19 protein-coding genes and 2 pseudogenes are annotated in these 23,414 nt (G+C 59.8%); 6 read left to right on the top strand and 15 right to left on the bottom strand.

Annotation, left to right across the window (positions count from 1 at the left end; translation table 11 throughout):
* Positions 1–540 precede the first annotated feature (540 nt).
* The 7 genes from ACFWEM_RS31540 to ACFWEM_RS31510 all read right to left on the bottom strand — a co-directional run bounded on the left by ACFWEM_RS31540 (position 541) and on the right by ACFWEM_RS31510 (position 8,237).
* Positions 541–1,413 (bottom strand): sulfurtransferase, encoded by an 873-nt coding sequence (locus ACFWEM_RS31540; protein WP_378539613.1) that lies wholly within the window; start codon positions 1,411–1,413, stop codon positions 541–543.
* A complete protein-coding gene (locus ACFWEM_RS31535; protein WP_378539612.1) occupies positions 1,414–2,805 on the bottom strand; it encodes an NtaA/DmoA family FMN-dependent monooxygenase in 1,392 nt (463 codons plus the stop codon).
* Positions 2,802–4,163: an LLM class flavin-dependent oxidoreductase gene (locus ACFWEM_RS31530; protein ID WP_378539611.1), complete on the bottom strand. Its 1,362-nt coding sequence runs from the start codon at positions 4,161–4,163 to the stop codon at positions 2,802–2,804. Before ACFWEM_RS31530 ends, ACFWEM_RS31535 begins: the two co-directional genes overlap by 4 nt.
* Complete coding sequence (locus ACFWEM_RS31525) at positions 4,160–5,134, bottom strand: ABC transporter substrate-binding protein (RefSeq protein ID WP_378539610.1); 975 nt, start codon at positions 5,132–5,134, stop codon at positions 4,160–4,162. Before ACFWEM_RS31525 ends, ACFWEM_RS31530 begins: the two co-directional genes overlap by 4 nt.
* A gap of 58 nt (positions 5,135–5,192) precedes the next feature.
* Complete coding sequence (locus tag ACFWEM_RS31520) at positions 5,193–6,053, bottom strand: ABC transporter permease (RefSeq protein ID WP_378539609.1); 861 nt, start codon at positions 6,051–6,053, stop codon at positions 5,193–5,195.
* Positions 6,050–6,847 (bottom strand): ABC transporter ATP-binding protein, encoded by a 798-nt coding sequence (locus ACFWEM_RS31515; protein ID WP_378539608.1) that lies wholly within the window; start codon positions 6,845–6,847, stop codon positions 6,050–6,052. Before ACFWEM_RS31515 ends, ACFWEM_RS31520 begins: the two co-directional genes overlap by 4 nt.
* Positions 6,848–7,853: 1,006 nt before the next feature.
* Positions 7,854–8,237, bottom strand: coding sequence for an ATP-binding protein (locus tag ACFWEM_RS31510; protein ID WP_378539607.1), 384 nt, complete (start codon positions 8,235–8,237; stop codon positions 7,854–7,856).
* Between the two features lie 249 nt (positions 8,238–8,486).
* Here ACFWEM_RS31510 and ACFWEM_RS31505 point away from each other — a divergent pair.
* Positions 8,487–9,591, top strand: a pseudogene (locus ACFWEM_RS31505) (IS3 family transposase).
* A 90-nt stretch (positions 9,592–9,681) separates the two neighbouring features.
* On the opposite strand, the gene ACFWEM_RS31500 reads toward ACFWEM_RS31505, so the two are convergent.
* The 4 genes and pseudogenes from ACFWEM_RS31500 to ACFWEM_RS31485 all read right to left on the bottom strand — a co-directional run bounded on the left by ACFWEM_RS31500 (position 9,682) and on the right by ACFWEM_RS31485 (position 13,988).
* A complete protein-coding gene (locus ACFWEM_RS31500) occupies positions 9,682–9,864 on the bottom strand; it encodes a hypothetical protein (RefSeq protein ID WP_378539679.1) in 183 nt (60 codons plus the stop codon).
* Between the two features lie 23 nt (positions 9,865–9,887).
* Positions 9,888–10,004, bottom strand: a pseudogene (locus ACFWEM_RS31495) (hypothetical protein); the annotation flags it as partial.
* Between the two features lie 629 nt (positions 10,005–10,633).
* Positions 10,634–10,921: a WhiB family transcriptional regulator gene (locus ACFWEM_RS31490; RefSeq protein ID WP_378539606.1), complete on the bottom strand. Its 288-nt coding sequence runs from the start codon at positions 10,919–10,921 to the stop codon at positions 10,634–10,636.
* Positions 10,922–11,147: 226 nt separating this feature from the next.
* A complete protein-coding gene (locus ACFWEM_RS31485) occupies positions 11,148–13,988 on the bottom strand; it encodes an FAD-binding and (Fe-S)-binding domain-containing protein (protein WP_378539605.1) in 2,841 nt (946 codons plus the stop codon).
* 84 nt (positions 13,989–14,072) lie between these two features.
* Between ACFWEM_RS31485 and ACFWEM_RS31480 the strand changes: the two genes are divergently transcribed.
* Together ACFWEM_RS31480 and ACFWEM_RS31475 are read left to right on the top strand one after the other, a co-directional pair.
* Complete coding sequence (locus tag ACFWEM_RS31480; protein ID WP_378539604.1) at positions 14,073–14,804, top strand: GntR family transcriptional regulator; 732 nt, start codon at positions 14,073–14,075, stop codon at positions 14,802–14,804.
* 146 nt (positions 14,805–14,950) lie between these two features.
* The gene (locus ACFWEM_RS31475; RefSeq protein WP_378539603.1) at positions 14,951–15,238 is read left to right on the top strand and encodes a 2-oxoadipate dioxygenase/decarboxylase family protein; all 288 of its coding nucleotides are present in this window, start codon (positions 14,951–14,953) and stop codon (positions 15,236–15,238) included.
* Positions 15,239–16,806: 1,568 nt separating this feature from the next.
* Here the strand turns inward: ACFWEM_RS31475 and ACFWEM_RS31470 are convergent.
* The 3 genes from ACFWEM_RS31470 to ACFWEM_RS31460 form a co-directional block, all read right to left on the bottom strand.
* A complete protein-coding gene (locus tag ACFWEM_RS31470; protein WP_378539602.1) occupies positions 16,807–17,091 on the bottom strand; it encodes a hypothetical protein in 285 nt (94 codons plus the stop codon).
* Positions 17,092–17,327: 236 nt separating this feature from the next.
* Complete coding sequence (locus ACFWEM_RS31465) at positions 17,328–17,756, bottom strand: heme-binding protein (protein ID WP_378539601.1); 429 nt, start codon at positions 17,754–17,756, stop codon at positions 17,328–17,330.
* 35 nt (positions 17,757–17,791) lie between these two features.
* Complete coding sequence (locus ACFWEM_RS31460; RefSeq protein WP_378539600.1) at positions 17,792–18,643, bottom strand: hypothetical protein; 852 nt, start codon at positions 18,641–18,643, stop codon at positions 17,792–17,794.
* Between the two features lie 270 nt (positions 18,644–18,913).
* Between ACFWEM_RS31460 and ACFWEM_RS31455 the strand changes: the two genes are divergently transcribed.
* The gene (locus ACFWEM_RS31455; protein ID WP_378539599.1) at positions 18,914–19,723 is read left to right on the top strand and encodes a FadR/GntR family transcriptional regulator; all 810 of its coding nucleotides are present in this window, start codon (positions 18,914–18,916) and stop codon (positions 19,721–19,723) included.
* Positions 19,724–19,870: 147 nt separating this feature from the next.
* Here the strand turns inward: ACFWEM_RS31455 and ACFWEM_RS31450 are convergent, their stop codons facing one another.
* Complete coding sequence (locus ACFWEM_RS31450; protein ID WP_378539598.1) at positions 19,871–20,635, bottom strand: IclR family transcriptional regulator; 765 nt, start codon at positions 20,633–20,635, stop codon at positions 19,871–19,873.
* Positions 20,636–20,811: 176 nt separating this feature from the next.
* Between ACFWEM_RS31450 and ACFWEM_RS31445 the strand changes: the two genes are divergently transcribed.
* Complete coding sequence (locus ACFWEM_RS31445) at positions 20,812–21,828, top strand: fumarylacetoacetate hydrolase family protein (RefSeq protein ID WP_378539597.1); 1,017 nt, start codon at positions 20,812–20,814, stop codon at positions 21,826–21,828.
* Positions 21,825–23,414 (top strand): thiamine pyrophosphate-dependent enzyme, encoded by a 1,590-nt coding sequence (locus ACFWEM_RS31440; RefSeq protein WP_378539596.1) that lies wholly within the window; start codon positions 21,825–21,827, stop codon positions 23,412–23,414. Before ACFWEM_RS31445 ends, ACFWEM_RS31440 begins: the two co-directional genes overlap by 4 nt.

Raw genomic sequence — 23,414 nt, 5'->3', positions numbered from 1 at the left:
TCTCGTGCATCTCGAGCCGCTGCTGCGCCTCTTTGTCATCGGGGAAACCGTATATCTCGCAATGCATCCCGGCTGGCCGTGTGACCATGCGGCGCAGGCGTGCCCAGTTCCTGGGTTCGACACACGACCGGCCATTGGTGAACCAGCAGGTTTCAGGGACGAGGTCGAAAAACACGACAAACAGCTAGTGGCAGAGAGACCGGTCTTCCCCCGCATCATCTCCGCAATGTCGGGGCTGCGACCCATTGCGCTAAACCTGCCATTGCAACTCTGAGCACATCCTCACGCTTGGCGGACGGATCCCGCCGCGCACCTACTTCTCCAAGTGCGGACATCCAGGCACACCCGATCAACCACTGTCGCTTCTCCCCTCAGCTTTCTCAGCGGGATAGACCTTACCGAGTGAGTGAGGATTCCGGATGGCCCTCGTTGCCCATGCTGCATACGACGCCAAGGGCGGGCGTTCACACCTCCCGAGCCCACCGGCTGCACGGCCTACGCAAACAGCGCCTCGCACCATACTCAAGTATCTTGTTGAGCTTATGGTTCGACGGAAGTTGTCAGCGGGGCATTCTCGTCGAGTACCCATTCGTTGAGTGATCCGTCATAGACCCGTACATCTTCGAAGCCGAGGAACGTCAGTGTGAAAGCGTCGAGACTGGCGGCGATCCCGCCGCCGCAGTAGACGATCACCAGACCCCGATCCCGGTCGATTCCGTCGAAGTGGCTGCCCAGTGTCAGGGTTCCGGTGTCAGGGTCTCGTAGCTCAACTGCAGGGATCGTGACCGATCCGGGGATGCGTCCAGGTCTACCTCGAAAACTCCGGTCGACGTCGGGATCCTCCGGCGGTAGGGCACACACCAAAGTTCCGGGACGCGTTCCCTCCACGACAGCAAGTACTTCGTCGCGACTGATGAAGAACCCGCTGCGGATTTCGGCGTGTAATGTGCCCGTCTCGGTTCGAGCTTCGGGACCGAACTCCGCGCGGCCACCGGCTGCAACCCATGCTTGCAGCCCACCGTCCAGCACAGCGATCTGATCGTGACCGAAGTAGCGAAAAAGCCACCAGAGTCGCGCCGCGAAAGCCAACGTCGTGGTGTCGTAGACGATCACCGACGACTGCGGACCGATTCCGAGTCGGCGCGCGGCCGCTTGGAATCGGTCCGCGTCGGGGAGCGTGAACACCAAGTCGCCCGGGTTGCTCCGTGGGGCGGAGAAATCTTCCAAGACGTCCGCGAAGAGCGCTCCGCTGATGTGTTCGTTGTTGAAAGAGGCTCTGCCGCTGATCCACTCGACTCCGCCGCCGCTGCGCGGAATGCTCAGGACGGTTGCGTCGAGCACTATCAGATTGTTGTCATCGAGATGTGTTGCAAGCCAGTCGGAGCCTACGAGGGCCGGTAGGTGCTTACTCATCTACTCGGCGACAGTCCGTGGAGATCGGCCGCGTCTGCCCGGATGATCCGGTGACAACTGTGGTCCGTGGCCGGTGATGCTCTGGCGCAATGACTTCGGACCTGCCTTGGCGTCCTCGATTAGACCGCGGTTTCGGAGTTCGGGTACCACGTGCTCGACGAAGTCGTCGAGACTGTGCCTTCGCAGCATGTACGCAACATTGAATCCGTCGACGCCCGTCTCGTCCCGGAATTGCTCGAGCTGATCCGCGATCTCGGCGCCGGTTCCGACTTGAACATTCCCTTCGCCGCCGAATGCGTAAGCACGCAGAAGATCTCGTTTGTCGAAGCGACGCTCGGAGCGACTCAGTCGCCTCAGGTAGTCGGCAGTGTGTTGCGAGGTCAAGCCTTCGACGGTCAAATCGTCGAGGTTGATCTCTCCGGTCTCGGGTAGTGCGTCCACGTCGATGCCGGCCCATTGTTTTAGCACAAACGCTGCGCTGCCTTCGTCGTGATGATCGACGAAATCGTTGTATTTGCGTTCCGCTTCGGTGCGAGTACCTGCTACCACCGGAATGATTCGCGGGAGGAAGCGAAGTAGCGCGGGGTCCCGTCCGATGCGCTCGGCACGAGCACGGATGTCGGAGACCAGATATGAAGTTTCTTCCGCGGTAGTCACGTTGAGGTAGACGACTTCGGCGTGGGTGGCTGCGAATTCGCGGCCACGATCGCTCGAGCCGGCTTGGAAGAGCACCGGCGTTCGCTGTGGGGACGGCGCGAACACCGGAATACCCTCGAGGTCGAAATATCGGCCGTGATGCGAAATCGACCGTACTTTGCTCGGATCTATGTAGATCCCAGTGTCAGTATCGCGATGTATCGCTTCGTCTTCCCAGCTGTCGTTCCACAATGCGTAGGCGGCTGAAAGGAATTCGTCGCCGCGATCGTAGCGCTCGTCGTGCGCTAGCAGATCGGACAGACCATGGTTGAGTGCCGCCTGTTTGGCGTTGGTGGTGACCATGTTCCAGCCGATACGGCCATCGGTCAGGTGGTCGAGCGTGGCGAACTTGCGGGCGAGTCGATATGGATGGTCGTAGGTGATCGACGACGTCACCACGAAACCCAATCGGCTCGTTGCACGGGACATCGCTGGTATGAGGTACGCGGGGTCGATGCGCGGTCCGAAGCCCTGACGTAGCTGATGTGCGTGCTCGTGCGGGTCGTCCGAACCGACAGAGGGCATGTCCGCGATGAACAGTGCTGTGAAACCGGCGTTATCGAGGGTGCGTGCCAACTCCTTCCAGTAGGCCGGGTTGGTGGCAAGACCAGGTTCGAAGTCCGGGTGAGTCCACAGTCCACTGTCGGCGGCAGGACCGGCCTGTTCGACGTATGTCAGCAGCATTGGTTTGGTCATCGCAGGAACCCTGTCGTGGACCCGGGGTGGTCTTCGGGCAGTCGGGGGCCGCTTCCGGTGACCTTCTCCCGCAACGTGCCTTCGGCGTACTCGGTCTGCACACGGCCTCGCTTCTGCAATTCGGGAATGACGTGATCGATAAAGTCGTCGATGGTGCCAGGTTGGACGACGGAGGCGACATTGAAGCCGTCGGCGCCAGTGGAGTCGATGAATTCCTCGAGTTCGTCGGCGACCTCGGCGGGACTGCCAATCGTCAGAGCACTGGTGCCGAACGCGAATACCTGCGCGAGATGGTCGGCTGAGACATCGATACCGGGGTTGTGCCGCTTCAAGGATTCGACCAGCCCGCGCGAGTCGGCCTTCTCGGCGATACTCAACAGCTTCCCCTCGCGTGCCTCCGCGAAGTCGATGCCGGTCCACGCGCCGAGCAACGTGAAGATGCCGTCGGTGCTGGAATACTTCAGAAAATCATCGAACCGTCGTCGTGCGTCGGCAGTATTGTCTGCGACGATGGGGGTGATCTTCGGGAAGAACAGAACCGACTGCGGATCGCGTCCCGATTCCTCGGCCCGCCGACGGACGTCGTCGATGATGAACTTGGTCGCTTCCTTGGTGGGGGTGTTCAGGAAGATTGCCTCGGCGTGGGTGGCAGCAAACTGGCGTCCACGTTCGGAGCTGCCCGCTTGGAACAACATCGGGGTGCGCTGCGGAGTCGGAGCAACCGTGTGTACGCCCGGAACCGAGAACCTTTCGCCGTGATGGTCGATGCCGTGTACGCGCTCCGGATCGGTGTAGATCCGCCGCGCCTTGTCGACGACAACGGCGTCGTCTTCCCAGCTGTTCTCCCACAACTTGTACGTGACCTCGAGGAACTCCTCGCCGCGAGCGTAGCGGTCGTCGGCAGTGAATTGGGTAGGGAGCCCGTGCAGCTTGGCTGCGCTGTCGAGATTCGACGTGACGATGTTCCACCCTATCCGCCCCTCGGTGAGGACGTCGAGGGTGGAGAGGGTACGGGCGACGGTGTACGGATTCTCGTAGCTCGTCGAGACCGTCACCGCGAACCCGAGATGCTCGGTCACCTCGGCCATCGCCGGAACTAAGTAGGTGGGGTCGTGGATCGGAACCTGGATCGCTCCGGCGAGGGCTGGGTCCGCGCTTCCCTGATACACGTCGTACAGGCCGAGCATGTCGGCGAAGAACACTGCGTCGAATAGGCCGCGTTCGAGTGTTCGTGCCAGCCGGATCCAGTAGTCGAGACTGGTGAATTCGTGAGCATGATCGTCGGGGTGCGCCCACAGTCCTGGGGATACGGTGGGGCCGTTGACGGTCACGGCGTTGAGTCGGATGCGCTTGCTCATGACGCCGGCAGGTAATCGGTGGTCCAAGCCCCGTCGAGGACCTTCAGGTCCGTGACCGTGCCTTGACGGACCTGAAGATCGTAGATGGAATCCCACCGAGTCTGCGTCTGCCAACCGAATTGGTGGGCGTCGGCGTCTCCACTCCAGATGAACGGCACCTGTGCGTCGAATTCGGCGAGGATGGCATCGACCGAGCTGTCCTCGATGTACGAGGCTAGTATCTCGGCGGCCTTACGTGGATTGTCGCGGATGAAATCCCAGCCCTTGGCGGTGCCGGCGACGAATTTGCGGACCAGTTCCGGGTTGTCGTCGATCAGCTTCCGTGTGGTGAAGAGAACGCTTCCGTAGTCGTTTTCGGAGATCCTCGGGATGGTTTTCACCTCGATGCCTTGCGCGGCGAGAACTGCGGGAGTGGATGTGGCGTATCCCTGAGCGACCGCGGTGGGGTCGGTGGCAAACGGTGCGTAGCTGCCCTGGAACTGCACCGCGTCGGCTTTGTCGAGACCGAACTCCTCCACCGTCAGTTCCCAATCTCCCGAGGACGGCTGGGTGTAGACGGTGCGCCCGTTCAGATCTGCGAGGGAATTGATGTTCTGATCGGCGTGGTAGACGTACACCGCAGGACTCTTCTGCAACGTGGGGGCCAATGCGACCACATCGATACCTTTCTCGCGCGCGGCGAGGAGCGGACCGCCGTATTCGAGACCGAACTGAGCACCTCCGCCTGCGACGATCTTCACACTCGATGCTTCGGTGCCGCCAGGTTGAACAGCGACGTCGAGGCCAACGTCCGAGTAGTAGCCATTTTCGAGGGCGACGTATGCCCCAGCGTTGGTCGGCTGCGCCAGCCAATCTAACGCGATGGTGACCTTGTTCGAATCGGTGGCGGAGGACGTCTCACTCGACGAGCAGGCGGACAGCACGAGTGCAATGGCCAAGACGAGTGGTGGCAGCAAGCAGGAACGCTTCATGATGCAGATTCTTTCGTGATTAGGACAAGTGGATGGGGTGGAGAAGGCGGCCCGCAGGTCAGGAGATCGTCGACATTTCAGATTCGTGCCACGACGAAAGCAGCAGTCGACCGGTGAGCTGCACGAGTTGGAAGAAGATGATTCCCAGTGCGGCGCAGGCGAGGCCGGCAGCGAAGAGCAGCGGCGTTTCGAAGCGACTCGCGGACTTGGTGATCAGGAACCCAAGTCCGGCTCTGCCGCTGCCAATCCCTGAAATGTACTCCGCGACTATGGCGCCGATGACTGACATCGTGCTCGACACCCGTAAGCCACTGACAATGTACGGAAGCGATGCCGGGATACACAGCCTCAGTAAGGTTTGTCGCTTCGATGCGTTGAACAGTGTGAATAGTTCGACCATCCGGCGATCGGCGGAACGTAGCCCGATCAGCGTGTTGGAAAGCACCGGGATGAACGCCATGATCGTGGCGATGATGACCACCGAGGTCTGGTTGACGCCGAACCAGATGATGATCAGCGGCGCGGTTGCGATACTCGGAATGGTTTGCAACAGAATCGCATACGGGTAGGCACTCAGTTCGATCACACGATTACTCGACAGTATGAACGCTCCGACAATTCCGACGGTGGCACTGGCACCGAATGCGATTGCGGCTTCGGTGCCGGTCACGACGAAGGCGGAAGTGATCAGCCCGGCGTGTTCTCTGGCGGCACCGAGAACAGTAGAGGGCGCCGGAAAGAGAAACTCGGGGATGTCGCGCGCCGTGCACACAACCTGCCAGACGGTGATTACCAGTACGGCGAGAAGGATCGGGAAAATTATCGGAGCCCAACGATTGCCGTGCGCCCGCCTCAGCATTGCTGGCTGCCGGGTGGGCGCCGTCGCAGGGGCCGAGCCTTTGTCCAACCCGGTACTCACGTGGCATTCTTTCCGGTACTGCGTTCGAGTGCCGCCGAGATCCGTGACACTGCTTCCGTGTATTCGGCGCTGCCACGAATCTGTCCGAGGTTCGAGGATCCGGCCGGATTCTCGAACTCTGCAACCACCCGGCCGGGGCGTGAGCTGAGGGCTACGACGCGAGTGGACAGAAACGCTGCCTCGAACACGTTGTGCGTGACGAATACGACAGTCAGACCGGGGGTCTGCTGCCAGATCGACTTGATTTCCGCCTGTAGATCCTGCCGGGTGATCTCGTCGAGCGCGCCGAACGGTTCGTCCAGCAACAGCAAACTCGGGTCGAGAGTGAGTGCACGGGCGATAGACACGCGCATCCGCATGCCACCGGAGAGATGCCTTGGCAGATCACGATCGCGATCAGCCAAACCGACCAGTTCCAGTGCGTGATCTACCACCGCGTTGATCTCGCTACGAGTGCGGCCGGCCAAACTTAAAGGCAGGCCGACGTTCTTGCGCACTGAAGCCCACGGGAGCAGGGTCGCGTCCTGGAACACATAGGACAATCTTCCGCTCCGCCGTGCTTGCTCCGGCGTGGTACCGAAAACGTGGACCTCGCCGGCGCTGGCATCGTCGAGAGCGGCGATCAGTCGAAGTATCGTGGACTTTCCTGACCCGGATGCACCGAGCAGAGAGACAAATTCTCCTTGGCTGATTCGGAGATCGACACCGTTCAGTGCCGTGGTTCCGTTGGCGAACGTCTTTTCCACATCAGCCAGAAGTACCACAGGTTCCGGATGCTCGGATTCTCGAGACATCACTTGTACTCCTCTCGTCCATGCCGACCCGCGAGTGCGGGTACGTCAGATATCCACCCGAATGCAGGCGGATGACGGTGGTCACGCGAGAGTATGTAGCTCTTGCCCTCTCGACTGAAACTCGGTCGAGAGCTGAAGACACCCGGTAATAGGGTGCCTCGGAGTAACGGCACCGCAAGTCGCACGCGCATCGGTATGCGCGGCGGCATGCTCGCCACCATTAAAGACCTCCTTTCATTTGAGTGCGACTGATGAAATCAACGAGAGCAAAAACGATTTCAGATGGGCTACCTGGCAGATATGCTCAGCGGCTTTGCAAGTGCGATGATGAAAGCGTCTCTCAGGGCGAAAACTCCGCCCCCTGGATGAGGGTGCTCAGGTCAACGGGAGCTCATCTGTACGTGTAGGTCATACCCCTGGATGGCAGTTCACCAATCCGAATCAAGTTGTGTTGCAAAGCATCCAATTATTAGAAGGGTGTGTACGCCACAGTGCGGAACGTAGGTGCGCACCTTGAGAGAGTGCTGAACAAAAATCGTTGCCCAGGCGGGGTCCAAGGCAATGTTCTGGCGGTCAGGCAAGGGCAATGGGGCGGTTCAGATTTGCGGATCAGATTGATAGTGACCGGATACGGCGGGATTGGCGAGGGTCGTGGCCGGGTGACATCGGGTCAGATCGATGCCAAGACCTTTCCCATCGCGTCTCATCGCGCGGTCTGCCATCTAGCCAATTTCTTGCATGTCAGGGGTCTCTGAATTCTGGTCCTTTATGAGTCCCGCAAAGTTGCCCCTCTTGCGGTCCCTGCTGGATCGGTTCTTGGTGAGCAGTTCTCTACGAGATCGGGCGCGGTACGTGTCGCGGGTGAGGTGAGGGTGAGCACTTCAGCGTGGTGGACGAGTCGGTCGATCATCGCTGCGGCGACGACGTCGTCGGAAGGGTTTCGCCCAACGACCGAAGAGGAGGTTGGAAGTGACCATGACCGAGCCTTGCTCGTATCGGGTGGCCATCAGCTAAAAGAACAGGTTGGTCGCGTCCTTGTCGAATGGGATGTATCCGACTTCGTCGAATGATTATCAGTTTGTAGCGGCGGTTCTCTTTGAGTTCGGTGTCGAGTTGCCCGGTATGACGCGCGGGTGCTCAACCGAGTGATCCAGTGCGATGCAGTGTCGAACAAGACGGAATACCCGGCGTAGGCGGCTTTGACTCCGAGTCCGATCGCGAGATGTGTTTTGTCGATACTCTGGGCTGAGCAGGATGATGTTTTCTTCCTTGGGGACGAACATTCTAGTCGCCAAATTGCCAACACATCACGTCCCAGACTTGGTAGGTGGTCGAGGTTGAAGTCTTCGAGCGATTTCACTGTTGGGAAGCGCGAGGTGCGGATCCGCATGGTGGTGCTCGATTCACGATCGGCGAGGTTGGTGTTGTAGCACCGTGGCGAGGTATTCCTCGTGTGACCAGTTCTTGTCTCGGGCGTGATCGGCGATTTCTTCCCAGATCCGTCCGATGGTCGGTGTTTTCAACGCTCTCGTCAGGTATGCCATTTGCGATGGCAGTCCGTCCGTAGACAAGGCCACTTGGCATGACCCCCGTTAAGTGACCCGCAAGTTATGAGAATCCTTCCGCCCTGATCAAGGGAATGAAAGGCTGCAACTCATGGCTGGACGTAAACGGCTCACGTCCGAACATCCGAAATCTGCGCCAAGGCGATGAACTCGCCGCCGCAGGCGCCGCCGTCGAGGAAATCGCCCGACAACTCGATGTATCGGTGCCGACGGTCTACGAAGGGCGAAAGCAGTACGGCAGTATGAAAGCCGACGACGCCAAAGAGTTCAAGGAACTCAAGAACGAAACGCCTTCTCAAGAAGCTCCTCGCCGAAGCCAAACTCGAAAAGGCGGCACTCAAGGAGATTGCGAAGGGACAATCTGAGACCGACCGCCAAACGAAACGCTGTCGTCATGCTCCAGGAAACGATGGGGCTCTCACAGCGTTTCACCTGCAAGGTCGTCGGGCAACCGCGATCGACTCAGCGGAAAGCGCTTGCGGGAAACACCCCGGACGATCCGTCCGCTGATCTGCGGAAGTGGCTGCGGGACTGGGCCAAAGCGAATGCCCGCAAGGATTTCGTCGGGCGTGAGCGGACGTTCGTGGCGCGGGCTGGGTGATCAACGAGAAGACGGTTCAGCGCCTCTGGCGCGAGGAAGGGTTGCGGGTGAAGATCCGCGAACGTGCCTGCGCTTCGACCACCGAGGCGGACGCTCCGAGTTGGTGTGGGCGATCGACATCCAGTTCGATTCGACGACGGACGGGAGGAAGTTCAAGATCGCGTCGATGGTCGACGAATATACTCGTCACTCGGAGCTCAACATGGCCGAGAGATCCATCCCGGCAGAGAATCTCGTCGCAGCTTTGGAGAAGGCGTTCGCACTCTGGGGTGGCCCGCCGCGGGTGTTTGCGGTGCGACAACGGGCCCGAGTTCATCTCCGAGGCGTTGCGGACGTTCTGTGAAGACCGACTGGAATCGGATATGTTCCCCCTGGTCAGCCGTGGAAGAATGGGTACATCGAATCCTTCAACAATCGAGTCCGCGACGAGTGCTTGAACATGAACGAATTCCGTAGCCTCCTCGACCCGGTTGGTCATCGAGGAGTGGAAGGAGGATTACAACAACCGACATCGTCATTCTTCTCTGGCGTACCGAACACCGAATGAGTACGCTGCCAGCTGTATTCACACGCATTGATTCTCTGATAGCGAGTGACTCACTAAACGGGGTCCTACCACACTGCTGCGGTTGTCTGGGCCTCCGCTTTCGTCTTCGCCGTTGTGGTTGTCATGGCGTAGTCATCACTGTTGTCGGAGTGGAGTCGAAATCAACGCCGATAAGAGCGTCGTAGTCCGGCAGTGCATGTAGCATGACGGGTGGCCGCGGCAGCGCGGTGTGCCCGTTCGGATGAGAATCCGCGGAGCCGTTGCGCTGCGGTATCGACGTGACCGGGATCGGTGATGACCGCATGTTTGGCCTACGATCGATCGGCCGATTACTCGCAGTTCGATCGAGTAGTCGGCGGCGTCGATACGGACGTAGTAGTCCCGCGCTAACCGGATCCGATGGCTGAGTCCGATCGACAGAACTAGCGGTGGCAGTTCGATCATCGTCGCAACGTCGGTGGTGAGCAGATCTACCGGTCAGCCACAGATAGCCCCTCACGGTGCGGATATTTGCGGGCGTGAGCCAGAGTCCTGGAGTCGTGTGTTGAAATCGGCCTGGGAGGTGAATTCTCTGCCGGGTAAAAATGATGTTTTTCGGTAGCCGTTGGCGCGTTCGACCATGCCCTTGTATTCCGGATCTTCGGTGGCACCAATTGGATCCGGGCCGCGAACGTCGCTGCCACGGTCGTGGGCTTTCCGGCCTTCTCCGATCGCCGATTCTCGGCCCGCACCAGTGTTTTCGGTGTACACCTGATCTGTGAGATCGGCTCCCACATCCTCGATAGGATGTGGGAGCGTTGCCGTGAGGGAATCATCAACGCTCCCAGCGTTGCCGCAGATGGATCAATCTCGCGGGACCAAGGTGGTTCAGCATTCAGGAATCGTCGACATCGCAGTTCCGTTGCGACTTGTAGAAGTGCAGCAGCGCGGACCATGACCAGTTTCCTGACACTTACCGCGAGAAGGCAGGACTTCATGAACGGGAAAATTATCGACAACGTGATGTGCCACACATCGACTGCCTTGTAGCTATCGGCTGCTGGTTAGCGGTAGCTGGGGTCGTCCCGCAGTCACTATTCCACCATTGAGAACCGTTCGGTCGGCGTCGTACCACCCCACACCCCGTAGGGCTCACCGCTATCGAGTGCATAGCGCCTGCGCGTGTTCAGTACCTGGCAGCGCGCTCGAGCTGTGGGGATGAGGTAGAACGGCAGCGGTGAAGTGGTTTCGCATGTCGACTTTCCTTCTGGTGGTACAATAGGGGATAGGTCATCGGCGCCACTTGGTGAGCAGCGCCGGCCCTGGTTGTCAGGTGCCGCATCAGAGCGATGGCTGTAGATCGCAAGATCGTGATCTGGCATTGAAACGTGAAAGGGCGGATCTCGACCGCGCGTTGACTCGCCGTGGTGTCAGATCATCCGTCGGTGCATCATGGCCAGGGACATAGTGGCGTCGTTGGTTGCCTACTCTAATTCTCGATGGCGCATCTACACAATATTGTTGCGATGCAAGATATTTCGCATACATTGCTGGACAGGGAAATCTTATCGGTCTGATTCCCTGTCCATGCGTATCTAGCCGTTCGTCTCAATCGTGGCGATCGATCATCCTCGATGCCAATAGTTGTGCAAGGTGTTGTCCTCTCCGGTCGGTGAGATCGGACAGTTGAGTCCGGCAGGAGTACCCGTCGGCGAGAATCGTCGTTTCAGGCGTTGCAGCGTTCACGGCCGGCAGTAGTTGTTGCTTGGCTACAGCGACAGATACCTCGTAGTGTCCCTTCTCGACTCCGAAGTTTCCTGCGAGTCCGCAGCATCCGCCGAGACGTTGGACCTCGGCGCCTGCCCTCTCCAGCAACTGCGCATCAGGGCTCCAGCCCATGACAGCGTGATGGTGGCAGTGTGGCTGTGCCACGACTTTAGTACCGTCCAAGGACGGCGGAGTCCATCCGCGGTCTGTCAGGAGCTCGGCCAGGGTGCGGGTCGAGTCGGCTACTTGTCGTGCTGCGTTGTTGTTCACCAGTTCCACTGCGTCCGATCGCAGTACACCTGTGCAAGAGGGTTCGATACCGACGATCGGTCCACTGCCTGCCGCGAGTGCCCCGACCGTGCGGCCGAGGATCTTCTTGGCTGCCCCGAGTTGTCCGGTGGAGATCCAGGTAAGTGCGCAGCATTGCTGTTTCTCTGTCAGGCGCGGACTGTAGCCCGCGTCTTCGAGAACTCGGACAGTGGCGATTCCGACGTCGGGGGTGAAGTAGTTGGTGAACGAATCGACGAACAAGGTCACCGGATCACCCGAGCGCGGATGGTCACTGCGGGTTGCGTACCAGTCGCGGAAGGTGCGAGGAGCGAAGGGCGGGATGGTGCGTCGTTGATCGACACCGGCGGTCGACAGCGCGAGCGGCCCGAGTCCGGGAAGACCCATAAGCGTATTGACCGTTTTTGGTGCCTTGCTGGCGACTTTCGCCCATCGTGGTAGCCAACCCAAGGAGTAGTGCGATGGTGGCCGGATCCGTCCTCTGTAGCTTTGATGCAGGACTTCGGATTTTAAGGCGGCCATGTCGACCCCGGTCGGACAGTCCGAGGCGCATCCTTTGCAGGACAAGCACAGATCGAGTGCGTCGTGCACTTCCAGTGACCGCCATCCGCCGGTGACGGCGGTGGCGTTGATCATCTCTTGAAGCACTCGCGCTCGACCGCGTGTGGAATCCTTCTCGTCGCGAGTTGCTTGGTACGACGGGCACATCACTTCTCCGGTTGAGGTGTTGTCCGCCCGGCACTTGCCGACACCGGTGCATCGATGTACGGCTTGGGTGAAGTTACCGCCATCGTGGTGGTAGGCCAGGGCTAGGTCGCGGCGAATCAGCGGAGCCGCGGGAACCCGCAGATCGGCGTCGAGTGGTCGGGGGTCGACGACGACGCCTGGATTGAGGATATTGTCGGGATCGAACGCGTACTTCACCGCAGCGAAGAGATCTAGCGCCTCGCGTGAGTACATCAGTGGTAGCAGTTCACTGCGTGCTCGCCCGTCACCGTGTTCACCGGACAGTGATCCGCCGTAACCGGCGACGAGTTCGCCGGCAGCATTCAGGAATCGGCGGAAGACGTCCACTCCTCCAGGTTTGTCCAGCGGCAGGTCGATGCGCACATGCATGCAGCCGTCACCGAAATGACCGTAGGGCAGGCCTGTGACACCGAAATCGTCCATCAGAACGTCGAAGTCGCGGAGATAGTCGCCGAGACGTTCGGGGGGAACTGCCGCATCCTCCCATCCCGCGTGTGCCGGCAGACCCGCGGGGCTGCGCCCCGAGAGACCGGCGCCGTCGGCACGAATGCGCCATAGCGCAGCGGCACGAGTGGTGTCGGTGACGACGAGTGAGTCGACCGCGCCGCATCCGCGAGCAACTGCTTCTGCGTTGGCGAGAGTTTCGGCATACGTATCGCCAACCACTTCTACGAACAGCCAGGCATTGCCGCCGGGCAGTGGTGGAACCGCAGAGGCACCCCGACGTTCGCGGACGACGTCGACGATTCGCGAGTCGATGCCTTCGCATGCGGTCGGTGAGAACGTCAGAACCGTCGGGGATGCGTCTCCAGCCACAGCGATGTCGGGGTAACCCAGAACGACGAGGATTCGGTGAGGTGGGTCGCTGACCAACCTGACCGTGGCCTCGGTGATCACTGCGAGAGTTCCTTCGCTTCCGACGAGCATCCGCCCCACGTCGAATCGGTTCTCAGGAAGCAGATGTTCGAGCGCGTACCCCGAAACCTGTCGACCGAATTGGGCGAACTCGGTGCGAATGGTGGCAAGGCCTGAACCTGTGACGGCATGTAGGGTGTCGAGTACAGCCGACCGCGGTCGTGTCACGGTGGATCCTCCGACACCGGTGGTCAGTTGCAGCTTCTCCCCAGTCGCGGTCAGTACCCGCAAGCCGGTGACATTGTCTGATGTTCGTCCGTATCCCAAAGTTCGCGAGCCGCAGGCGTTGTTGCCAATCATTCCGCCGATCGTGCAGCGAGTATGAGTCGACGGGTCGGGCCCGAACCGGACTCCGTGAGGTGCTGCAGCAGCCTGCAGGATTGCTTGTACGGTGCCTGGTTGGACCACCGCGGTTTGAGCCTGCGCATCGACCGCGAGTACACGGTTCATATGGCGGCTGAAGTCGAGCACCACGCCGGTGCCGACTGCGTTGCCCGCGACGGACGTGCCGGCGCCGCGGGCTGTTAGCGGAACGCCTTGCTCTCTACATACTTCAATAACCGCCGCGACATCATCGGCATCGTGTGGGAACACCACCGCGGACGGCATGACGCGGTAGAGCGAGGCGTCGGAGGAATATGCGGCTCGGTGGGTGCCGTCCACGTGAACGTCGCCAACCCCGTTGCGATGCAGTAGGGAGGCCATTGAATGCGGAGAAACCATGCGTAGCATGCTACCAGTCCGTAGCATGCTACGGAACGAATTCGCGTGTTGTCGCATGCCGCAGAAGTTTGTCTGATTGATAGAGTTCCGGACGTGACGTCATCCGACCTGCACCTCGAATATCTGACTAGTTCTCCTGGACGGCGCATGGATCAGGTCGTGGAGGCGATACGCATCGCCATCGATGCCGGTCGGATGAAGCCGGACGTCAAGTATTCCGTGTATCAGCTAGCTGAGCAGTTGGGTGTGTCTAGGACCCCGGTCCGCGATGCGCTTCTCACGCTCGAAGAGGCCGGCGTCATCCGCTTCGAGGCCAGGCGAGGGTTCTATATTCTGTTGCCACACCCGCGGGAGATCGCGGACATCTTCGCCGTTCGGCTGGCGCTCGAGCTTCCCGCGGTACGCCGCACAGCGGTGAACGCGACGGCGGCCGTGCACGAGGTGTTGAGCAAACGGATGCAGTTGATGCGGTCTGCTTTGGCAACCGGCGACGAAAAGAGTTTCGCTGTACATGATTTGCTGCTGCACGATCACATGCTCGAATGCGCCGGGAACGCCAGATCTAGAACTATCGTGGCCGGACTCCGTAAGTCGACCCGACTCTTGGGAGTGTCGACGGCGGATCGATCTCGATCGTTGACCGACATCGACAACGAACACATTCCGATCATCGAGGCCGTCGTCGCCGGCCGGGCCGACGACGCTGTCGAGGCCATGCGCATTCATTTGGTGACCACCGGGCAGCTTCTCGTCGCGCAGGCTGCTCGCGAGCAGGGATTCGTCGAGTTGGATGTCGACCGTATCTGGGCCGACGCGGTCGACTGAACCGCACCTCGACTCCATTCGTGCACAACTCGGTAGACCTGCACGTGCTGTGCACCCTGGTGGAACATCGCACATCTTTACGCGAATCTTCTTCCGAAGAACCAATTTATGGGGATTCAGATGTCGAATGATTCCTGAGCCTGGCTATGGCATCCTTCGCGCTCTCCCCTGGTGGACCGGAGTTTGTACATGGAGTTGGAGCGGATTTCCGCGTCGCCGACTATATCGGAGCAGTGACGACGACTCACATAAATTATCTGACTCCTCGTGTCCTCAACATCGATGATCTGTACCGGTCGATGCGGAAATCCGGAATCGAGATGTCCGGCCAGATTCAGGGACCGCCGCGCTGGAACGGCCTGGAAGGACTTCCCAGGCAGACGTCGGTCCGAGTATTCGCTGGACCGCAAGTTTCGAGAGGAAGACGGAACTGAGACCGAAGGCGATTTGCGTGTCGGGTTCGGCCAGGTGGGGCGCCTGGAATCGCGCTGAGCGAAGTAGGCCGAGAACTCTACTACGAACTCATGGCGCAGACGGACCAGGAAGTGGCACACGATTCTGGCGGCGCATCCCGGCGAGATGTCGCTACCGAGGCATGGTTGGCCGGAATGGCGGACGCCGTGGAGGACCTGCTCACTTCACTTACTCTGCAGACATGTCAGCGGTTGATGGCACCGCCAGTCCACCGAGATAGCTATCAAGTATGGGGATATCGGCACGCTCGTCCGACGAGATTTTCTCCTTGCGTTTCTTATCGTGTACGAAGACTTTTTGCCGCGCTCAGCTTTCGGAATCTCGCCTCCAACCTCACCGAAAGTTGCACCACCATCACCTCTGAAGGAGCGGGCTGTGACGTCGATTGAATGTCCGATGTCATCGACGCCGAACTGCGGGTCCCGCAACAAACGGAGTCCCTTTACAAGCGCGAGTCGCGAACGTCTGTTGGCGAAGCAACCAACATCCTCCGTCTATCCGTGGATAAGCCGCACGCAGCTCAGACAGTACGACGACATGCGGCCTGCTACCGGCATGACTAGGAACTGAAGACGCCGGGTCGCGGACAGCCTGATCCAGTTTGCGGGCTGGAGAGCACCACCTCGGCTGGTGAAATCCTCTAACCGAGGCGAACCGCGCCTTGGCCCAACCATCCGCGTACCACGCAGTCCCTGAACAGGTACCACGGCCGCAGCATCGACGATGGATCTCGCTGCATCGTCGTCGACGACTCGGTCAGAACGGAGCAAGTGTGAGCGCGCGCGTGAATGAACGACATTCTGCCCTCGGCCTCCTGACCCATGACGACCGCGCTGAAGACTCGCCGAGACTTCCCGGACTCGGCGGCATCGGCGGGAAGAAACAGGACTTGAGTGGTCTTAGATGCTCGACGTCCTCGTCGTACAAAGTGCTCGCCTCGAGATGTGGAAAACCTCATCGCCATCGGCCGCCGTGACGAAGCCGTACCCATGGTCGGGCATCCATGGCTTCGTCGTCCCGACCAACTGCCCGTTCGGCCCGGAGGGCTGAATCGGTCCTTACGGCTCGGGGTTCCCCGAGCGGGGAGAGGTGGGGTTGCTGGAATCTCGGTGACGACGGACGTGCGTACTCCGAACCGGCCTTTCGATCAACGTAAACCGAAATACGGCACGGGCCGGGGGACACCTTTGAGTTGCATGTTTTCTGGTCGCCGAGATAGTCGTCGGGGGTGCGGTTGAGTACCTCGCCGACAGGTGACCTCACCTGCGTCAGATTGGCGGCGTTGACGGTATATGCGTCGGCTAACAGCGCTTGGGCCGACACAGCCGAGCATAGTCGCGCCGATCGGTACCGTCGATAGGTGCTCGACGCCGCTAACTTGGACATATCCAGGTTATGGCTGTTCTACTTGGTATGATTGTGAATTCGTTCGAAGGTGTCGGTGTGTGCTTTCGCCCGAGAGAGCACAGCCCTTCCGAACCATCGACAGATTTCAAGCGCGGACGTCAGCGCATAGGAACTGATGTCTTCATCGGATGCCGAACTTGTCGATGTTCTGCTGGGTTCGGTAGCGAATCATATTGCGACGCAGGGTTATCGACTCTGCTGCAGCAGCCAGACATTGATGGTAGGCCAGGTAGTTGCGTAGAGGTTCTCGCAGTTCGGTATTGCGCACCGTGTCCACTGCCGATGGCCCCAACACTTGGCGGACGAACTGGCCGAATGCTTCTGTGTCGTCGTCGAGCATTGCCACCGGTGCGATATCGGTGAAAGCGATGAACTGGGGTGCAGGTGGAACCGCAGAGTGCGCCAAGCGCTTTTAGATGGACAACCTGACGACGGACGCGACGAATTTGTCCAGCCTTGCGCGTGGCAGCCCGATTGCAACGCTCAAATCTGTCGATTCGGCAAGGATCATCGGGCGGAGGCGTTCTACTACTTCCGCAAGCGAGGGAGGCGATCTCCCTGGATGCGGTGTGGGTCTCTCAACGGAGGAAGCGGCGCTGCTTGGTAAGTGGCGCCGCTTCCCTATCGCTTTCGGCTTGCGTATCAGCCGATGTCTGCGTTCAATCCGGCTTTTTCGACGCCGGCGATGGCGACTGTCTGATCGTTGTCGGGCTTGTCCCCGCTCACTCCGATGGCGCCGAGTAGGTTTCCCTCGGTATCGCGGATGAGGGCGCCACCGGCCGAGGAGGCGATTCGGCCCTGAGAGATGGAAGCCAAGGCTGCGAAGAATGCCGGGTCTCGTGTTGCATGGCGTGCACCGGCCGCGCCGCCTTGACCGGTACCGAGGCTTCCCCACGCCTTCGCATGTGCAATATCTGGACGAAGTATGCCGGCGCCGTCTTCACGCTTGACGACGATCGGGTGTCCACCCGGGTCAAGGACGGTGATGGACAAGGGACGAAGACCGAGTTCGCGAGCTTTCGCGAGAGCTGCATCGGTGATGTCGGATGCTTGGTCGAGAGAAAGAGACAATGGTATTCCTTCGTTGGGAAACAGTGTTGGAGGTGTCAGACCGTTGCTGGCTTGCTCTTTCTCTCGAAATCGATACCACCGTTGGAACGGACGATGTCGAATTGATCGGAAGGAGTTTCAGGAAGCTCTATCATCGGCAGGCCGACGTTGTAAATGACGGTTTCTTCCGATGCGGTGAAGGATAGTGTCTCCTTCGCTTCGACCTGTAGAGCTGCGAGCTTGCCGATTCCGGTGCCGTCGACAGTTCCCTGGCCAGACATGAGAACCATGAGCTGGCGACCCGCATCGGTTTTGTTCGTCCACGTCGCGCCGGCGTCGATCTTGATGAATTCGATCCAGAATGCGCGTTCGGTAAATGCGCCGAGATAGCGCCGTGAAACGCCGGGCGCACCCTCGACAGGAATCCAGTTGTAGACGGTCGGGTCCATGATCACTACGTTTTTGTACCGGGGCCGTGGAAAGGTGACCTCGGTGCGCTCTTGGCGGAACACTACTCCATCGCGTCGTGCTTCCGGTCCGCGTCCGCGCGCTGCCGCCATGCCGAGTCCGGCCGCTCCGCCGAACTGGAGCACGAGTTGTAATTGATTCGGATCTGTCAGTGGATCGTTCTGAGGGCCGTAGGTGCCGCCCTCGGGGAAGTAACCGACTTCCCCTTCCTTGAGGATTCCCTGTTCGCCGAGATTCATGTCTCCGATGAGGGGAAGGCGAATCTGTTCGAAGGTGTGACGATGCCGGGGCATCGAGAAGTCCCCTTCCTGTCGTCCGAGGATGTAGCGGAAGTTTTCGAGCTTTTCCGGCTCACCGCCCATGAGGAGGTAGTTGAAGGACACAGTGCCCCTCGGGTGGTCCATCTTGAAGCCGTTTTCGTCGAATGGTGTGATTTTCATGCGCCCTCCGTGGCGTTCATGCGGCCCAGATGGAACAGGTCCGGAGCCGCTTGGCTATGCGTCGTGTATCCGCGTCAGCACACTTCAGCTGTTCGCGTTCGACAAGAGCAGTCAACCTATCTGATAGGTTTCGCGTCAAGGAAACTTGTGCGGTTTTCCGCATCGCCGAAAAACCTGGGTCTTAAAGTGTCAGAAAGTGTTTCGAAAGATCTGTGCTGTAGTTGTCGTTTCCGGCCGTCGAGGTCGGACTGATCGTGGGGGAGTTACGACATGCCGCTGCCTGTGTCGAATGTCAACGTGCACCGTAATCGCGTCGCGGACCAGATCGTCGACGATCTCCGAGGGCAGATTCTCAGTGGAGTGATCGAGGACGGGGCGCGCCTGCCTTCGGAGCGTGACTTAGCCTCGCAGTACGGTGTGAGTGTTCCGACGGTGCGGGAAGCGGTGCGGGTTCTCTCCGCGATGGGGCTTCTGAACGCGCGTAATGGGAGCCGTGCCACAGTCAGGGCCGACGGGTCATTTTTGCTGGCGATGTCGATCGCATCTGTTGTGCAATTCGACGGGGCTGGCGCGGTCGACGTGATCGGGCTACTGCGCATGCTAAATGTGTACGCGGTCGAACTCGCGGTCGAGAGCGCCACGGATATCGAAATCGCGGAACTGGTTGATGCAGCTGAGAACTCGGCTGAGCATCCGGACATCGGATCATCCGCGGAGGCAGTTATTCAATTCTTCACCACTCTGTCGCGGATTTCCCACAATCCCGTGGTGGCGGCGCTGTGCCGCGTTTTGACCGAATTTCAGATCGGCCTCGCGGTGGAATTGTCCCAAGGAAATCGGAGAGGATGGATACGGCTGGCCGGCACAATGCATGGACAGAGGATGGAGATCGCCGGGGCGATCGCCAACCGTGACAAACCTCTGGCCATGAACTTGATTCGGCAATACCATGATGTGGTGCTGGAGCGGTTGCATACGGCGCCTGTGGTCAAGCAGGTACGCCGGAACGATCCCGCGTTGTCGAAATTCCTCTCCTCCTGGCTCAGCGCGAATGTCCGTGTCGGAGCGCGGCTCCACTGACCTCGGGGTCATGGAAACGAAAGCTTGACGTGTAAGGCTTCCGGTGTCCATAGGTGGTGCGTAGGAACGCCAGGTCAAGCCGAGTTAGGGATGGGGTGCCGAAAGAAGGCGTCTCGCTGGCGCCTGCTGCCGTGTCATTCGTCGAAATCAAGAGTCGATTGTCCGAAGATCTCGGGTGATTGCCGCAGCTTCCGCCAACAAGGTTGGGGCCATCGCCGCCAACCGCCGCCTGGTCCAGCGGCTCAGGGGCGCGGCCATCGTCAATGCGGCAATCGGCTCTTCATGGATCCCGAGGACGGGGACAGCGACCGCGCACACGTCGGCGAGATGCTCGCCGAAATTGATGGCAAATCCCTGCGCGTGTATCTGCTCCAGTTCGATCTCGAGCTGATTACGATCGGCGATGGTGAAGCGGGTTACCCGGTCCAACGTGATGGGAAATTGACTGTGCACGAATGTTCGGGGCAGTCGCGACAACAGCAATTTTCCACCAGCAGTTGCGTAGGCTGGCAAACGTGCTCCTGTTCGCGTGGCAACTCTCAAATGTTGTCTCGACTGAATTCCATCGAGAAAAAGTGCATCCGTTCCGTCGAGTGCGACAAGGTTGACGGTTTCATCGACGAGGTTGCGTAAGTTGTCCAGATGAGGTCGACCCGCGGCAACGAGATGTCCATCTCTGTAGGATGTTTCACCTAATTTACGCGCGGCCGGGCCCAAACGATATCGACGATTGTGCATGTTCTGTTCGACAAAGTCGTGTAGCCGCATGATGTTGAGCAAGCGGTGCGCGGTCGAAGCTGCGACGTCCAACTCTCGGCTCAATTCGCTGACGCCCATCGACTCGTGGGTAGCGAGCACCAGCAATGCTCTTAGCGATTTGCTGACGGCGTCATGAGGCTCGTTGTTCGACATCGCAGAAAACCCTCGCCTTTCCCTTGATCGTGGCCTTCGTCCGAAGTTAGCGTCCTCGACACCAAGTTCTGCCGCAGGAGTTTCCGGGGAAGTGGTGCAAATTTTCGAACATGTGGAATCGAACGGAGTCCTGACTTGAATTCTAAGAGCTCGACGGAGCCAGCGAGGCGGTTGCAGTGAAGCTCGCAACACGGCGCACGTATTTCGGAGATCGTTTGTGCTTTCCCGAACTTGTCAACGGAGCTGTCGTCGACGTGCAGGCGGCATATTCATCTCAGCTGATGGCAGGAGGTGTGCACCGCGAGGACGCTGTCGCCAGGGCGGGTCGTTCGATTCCGTCCACGCTGGCAGATGCGTTGGTCGATGATCCGACATTGTCGTTGTTCCGATCGGTCTACGACTGGTCAGCGGCTGCTGCGCTCGCGGGAACCTTGGACCTGGATTGCTGCTGGTCAGATCAGAGGTACAAGATCGGTTCACCAGTAGGCCGCCCATCGACGATATGGGGAATGACAGCGAACTACCCACGTCAGCATGTCACCGAAAATGATTCCGCGAGTGGGATCAGACCAGCGGGTATGCAAGGTTTTCTCAAGGCCGCGGGTGCTGTTTCCGGTGCCCACGACGACTTGATCTACCCGTCGATCAGCAATCGCGTTGCACCGGAGATTGAGCTCGGTGTCGTCATCGGACGGAGGAGTCGTCACCTGACGGCAGAAGCCGCGATGGCCTCGGTCGCCGGCTACGTGTTGTTCGTCGACACCGGCGCTCGCGACATTTCCGAACTCGACAACAACAAGATGGACCGCGGTAAGGGCTTCGACACTTTCGGCATCGTGGGACCGTGGTTCGTGACGGCCGATGAAATCGGAGATCCGCACGACCTGGGTATCCGATGGTGGATCAACAAAGAACTCGTGCAGCAGGGCAGCACAGCGGAGATGTTCAATCCGATCCCCGAGCAGCTAGCGTGGCTGACCGAAGCACTGACGCTGTTTCCCGGAGACATTCTGTCAACTGGAACCCCACCTGGTGTGACTTCTATCGTCCCCGGAGATCGCATACGGGGCGAGATCGATGGGCTCGGTGCTGTTGCGTTCAATGTTGTGGCTGACGCCGCGAGTGCCCGCACCGCCGATCATCCCAATGCGAACGGCGCAGTGACTACGTTGACGTTTGGCGGGTCGAAGTGACCCCCGTACGGGATGTGGCGTTCGAGGTCATGCGCGAATGCGGAATGACTAGGATGTTCTCCAATCCGGGCTCCACCGAAGTACCACTACTGGTGCACCTACCGGACGACTTCGAGTTCGTTCTCGCCTTACACGAGGGCGCGGTGGTCGGTATGGCGACCGGCCATGCCATTGCCACCGGACAGCCGGCACTTGTCCTGCTACACACCGCAGCCGGCCTCGGAAATGCCGTCGGTGCACTCGCGACTTCTCGCGCGAACCGCGCCCCCCTGGTCGTTCTCGTCGGGCAACAGGATCGCCGACATCTGGCCAACGAGCCGTTTCTAGCGGGTCGACTTGCGGGACTGGCGGGTGATTATCCGGTATGGGAGCACCAGCCAGGACGCCCCGAAGACGTACCCGGCGCGATTAGACGTGCCTGGCACGAAGCCATCGAGCGACGCGGCCCAGCACTGGTGATCATTCCAATGGACGACTGGGATGCCGAATTCGACGTGACAGTCCCGGTTGTCGGGCCATTGCACATCATGCGCGCACCGCACGACGCAAGCCGCGTCGTCGCCAACATCGTGGATCTGCTCGAGTCGGCTTCGAAACCAGTGATCGTGGTCGGCGCCGGCGCCGACTCCCCTTCGGCCTGGTCCGAGCTGATTCGTCTCTCGGAAAGCATCGGAGCTCCGGTGTGGCAGGAGGCGTTCGGTTCGCGTGCCGGCTTTCCTCAGGATCACCCACAGTTCGCCGGGCATCTGCCTGCAGGGCGTTCGCAACTTCGGCACACCCTTTCGGATCACGACGTCGCCATCGTCATCGGCGCCGGAGCCTTCCGGCAGTATGGGTACGAACCGGGGCCCCTTGTCCCGGAGGGTATGCCGATAATCGTGATTTCCGAGGACGCCGAGGAACTCCATCACAGCCACGCATTGATCGGACTTCTGTCGGAACCTGCGTCAGCATGCGCGGCGATCAACTCTCGCATTCGTCCGAGCAACAGGACACCGACACTGCGGACCTTGTTGTCAGTAGAGGCACCCGTAAAGGGCCAGGGGATGACCGCGTCACACGTATTCTCCGCCCTCGCACAAAGAATTCAGGAAGACACCGTCGTCGTGGAGGAGACTCCCTCGACACGACCCGAGTTGCACCGACTGGTTCCAGCCCGGGCTCCCCGCGGCTTTGTCAGCGCGGCGATGGGAGGCCTCGGATTCGCCCTGCCCGCAGCCGCAGGGCTACGTATGGGCGACCCGACCCGGCCCGTCGTTGCCGTTATCGGCGACGGGTCTTCACTATATGCGGTACAAGGACTTTGGAGTGCGGCGCAATACGAGTGCGGTGTGCTGTACATCGTCCTCAACAACGGTCGCTACGCGATCATGGACAAGCTGGCCGGCGATGCCGGTGGAAAACCGATCTGGCCACCGTTCGCCAACGTCAACATCACCGAACTCGCAACCTCACTGGGTTGCCCCGCTCGGCGAGTGACGACATACGACGAGCTCTTGTTGACCTTCGATGAAGTGCTTCCCGACCTCGCGAGCAGGCGTGAGCCGCTCCTGCTCGACATCACCGTGACCTCCGAAAATCTCTGA

Origin of the sequence: Rhodococcus sp. NPDC060176, from assembly GCF_042728675.1 — a bacterium.
Lineage (GTDB): Bacteria > Actinomycetota > Actinomycetes > Mycobacteriales > Mycobacteriaceae > Rhodococcus_F.
The sequence above is the reverse complement of the archived record's forward strand: the minus strand, read 5'-3'. Positions and strand labels throughout refer to the sequence as shown.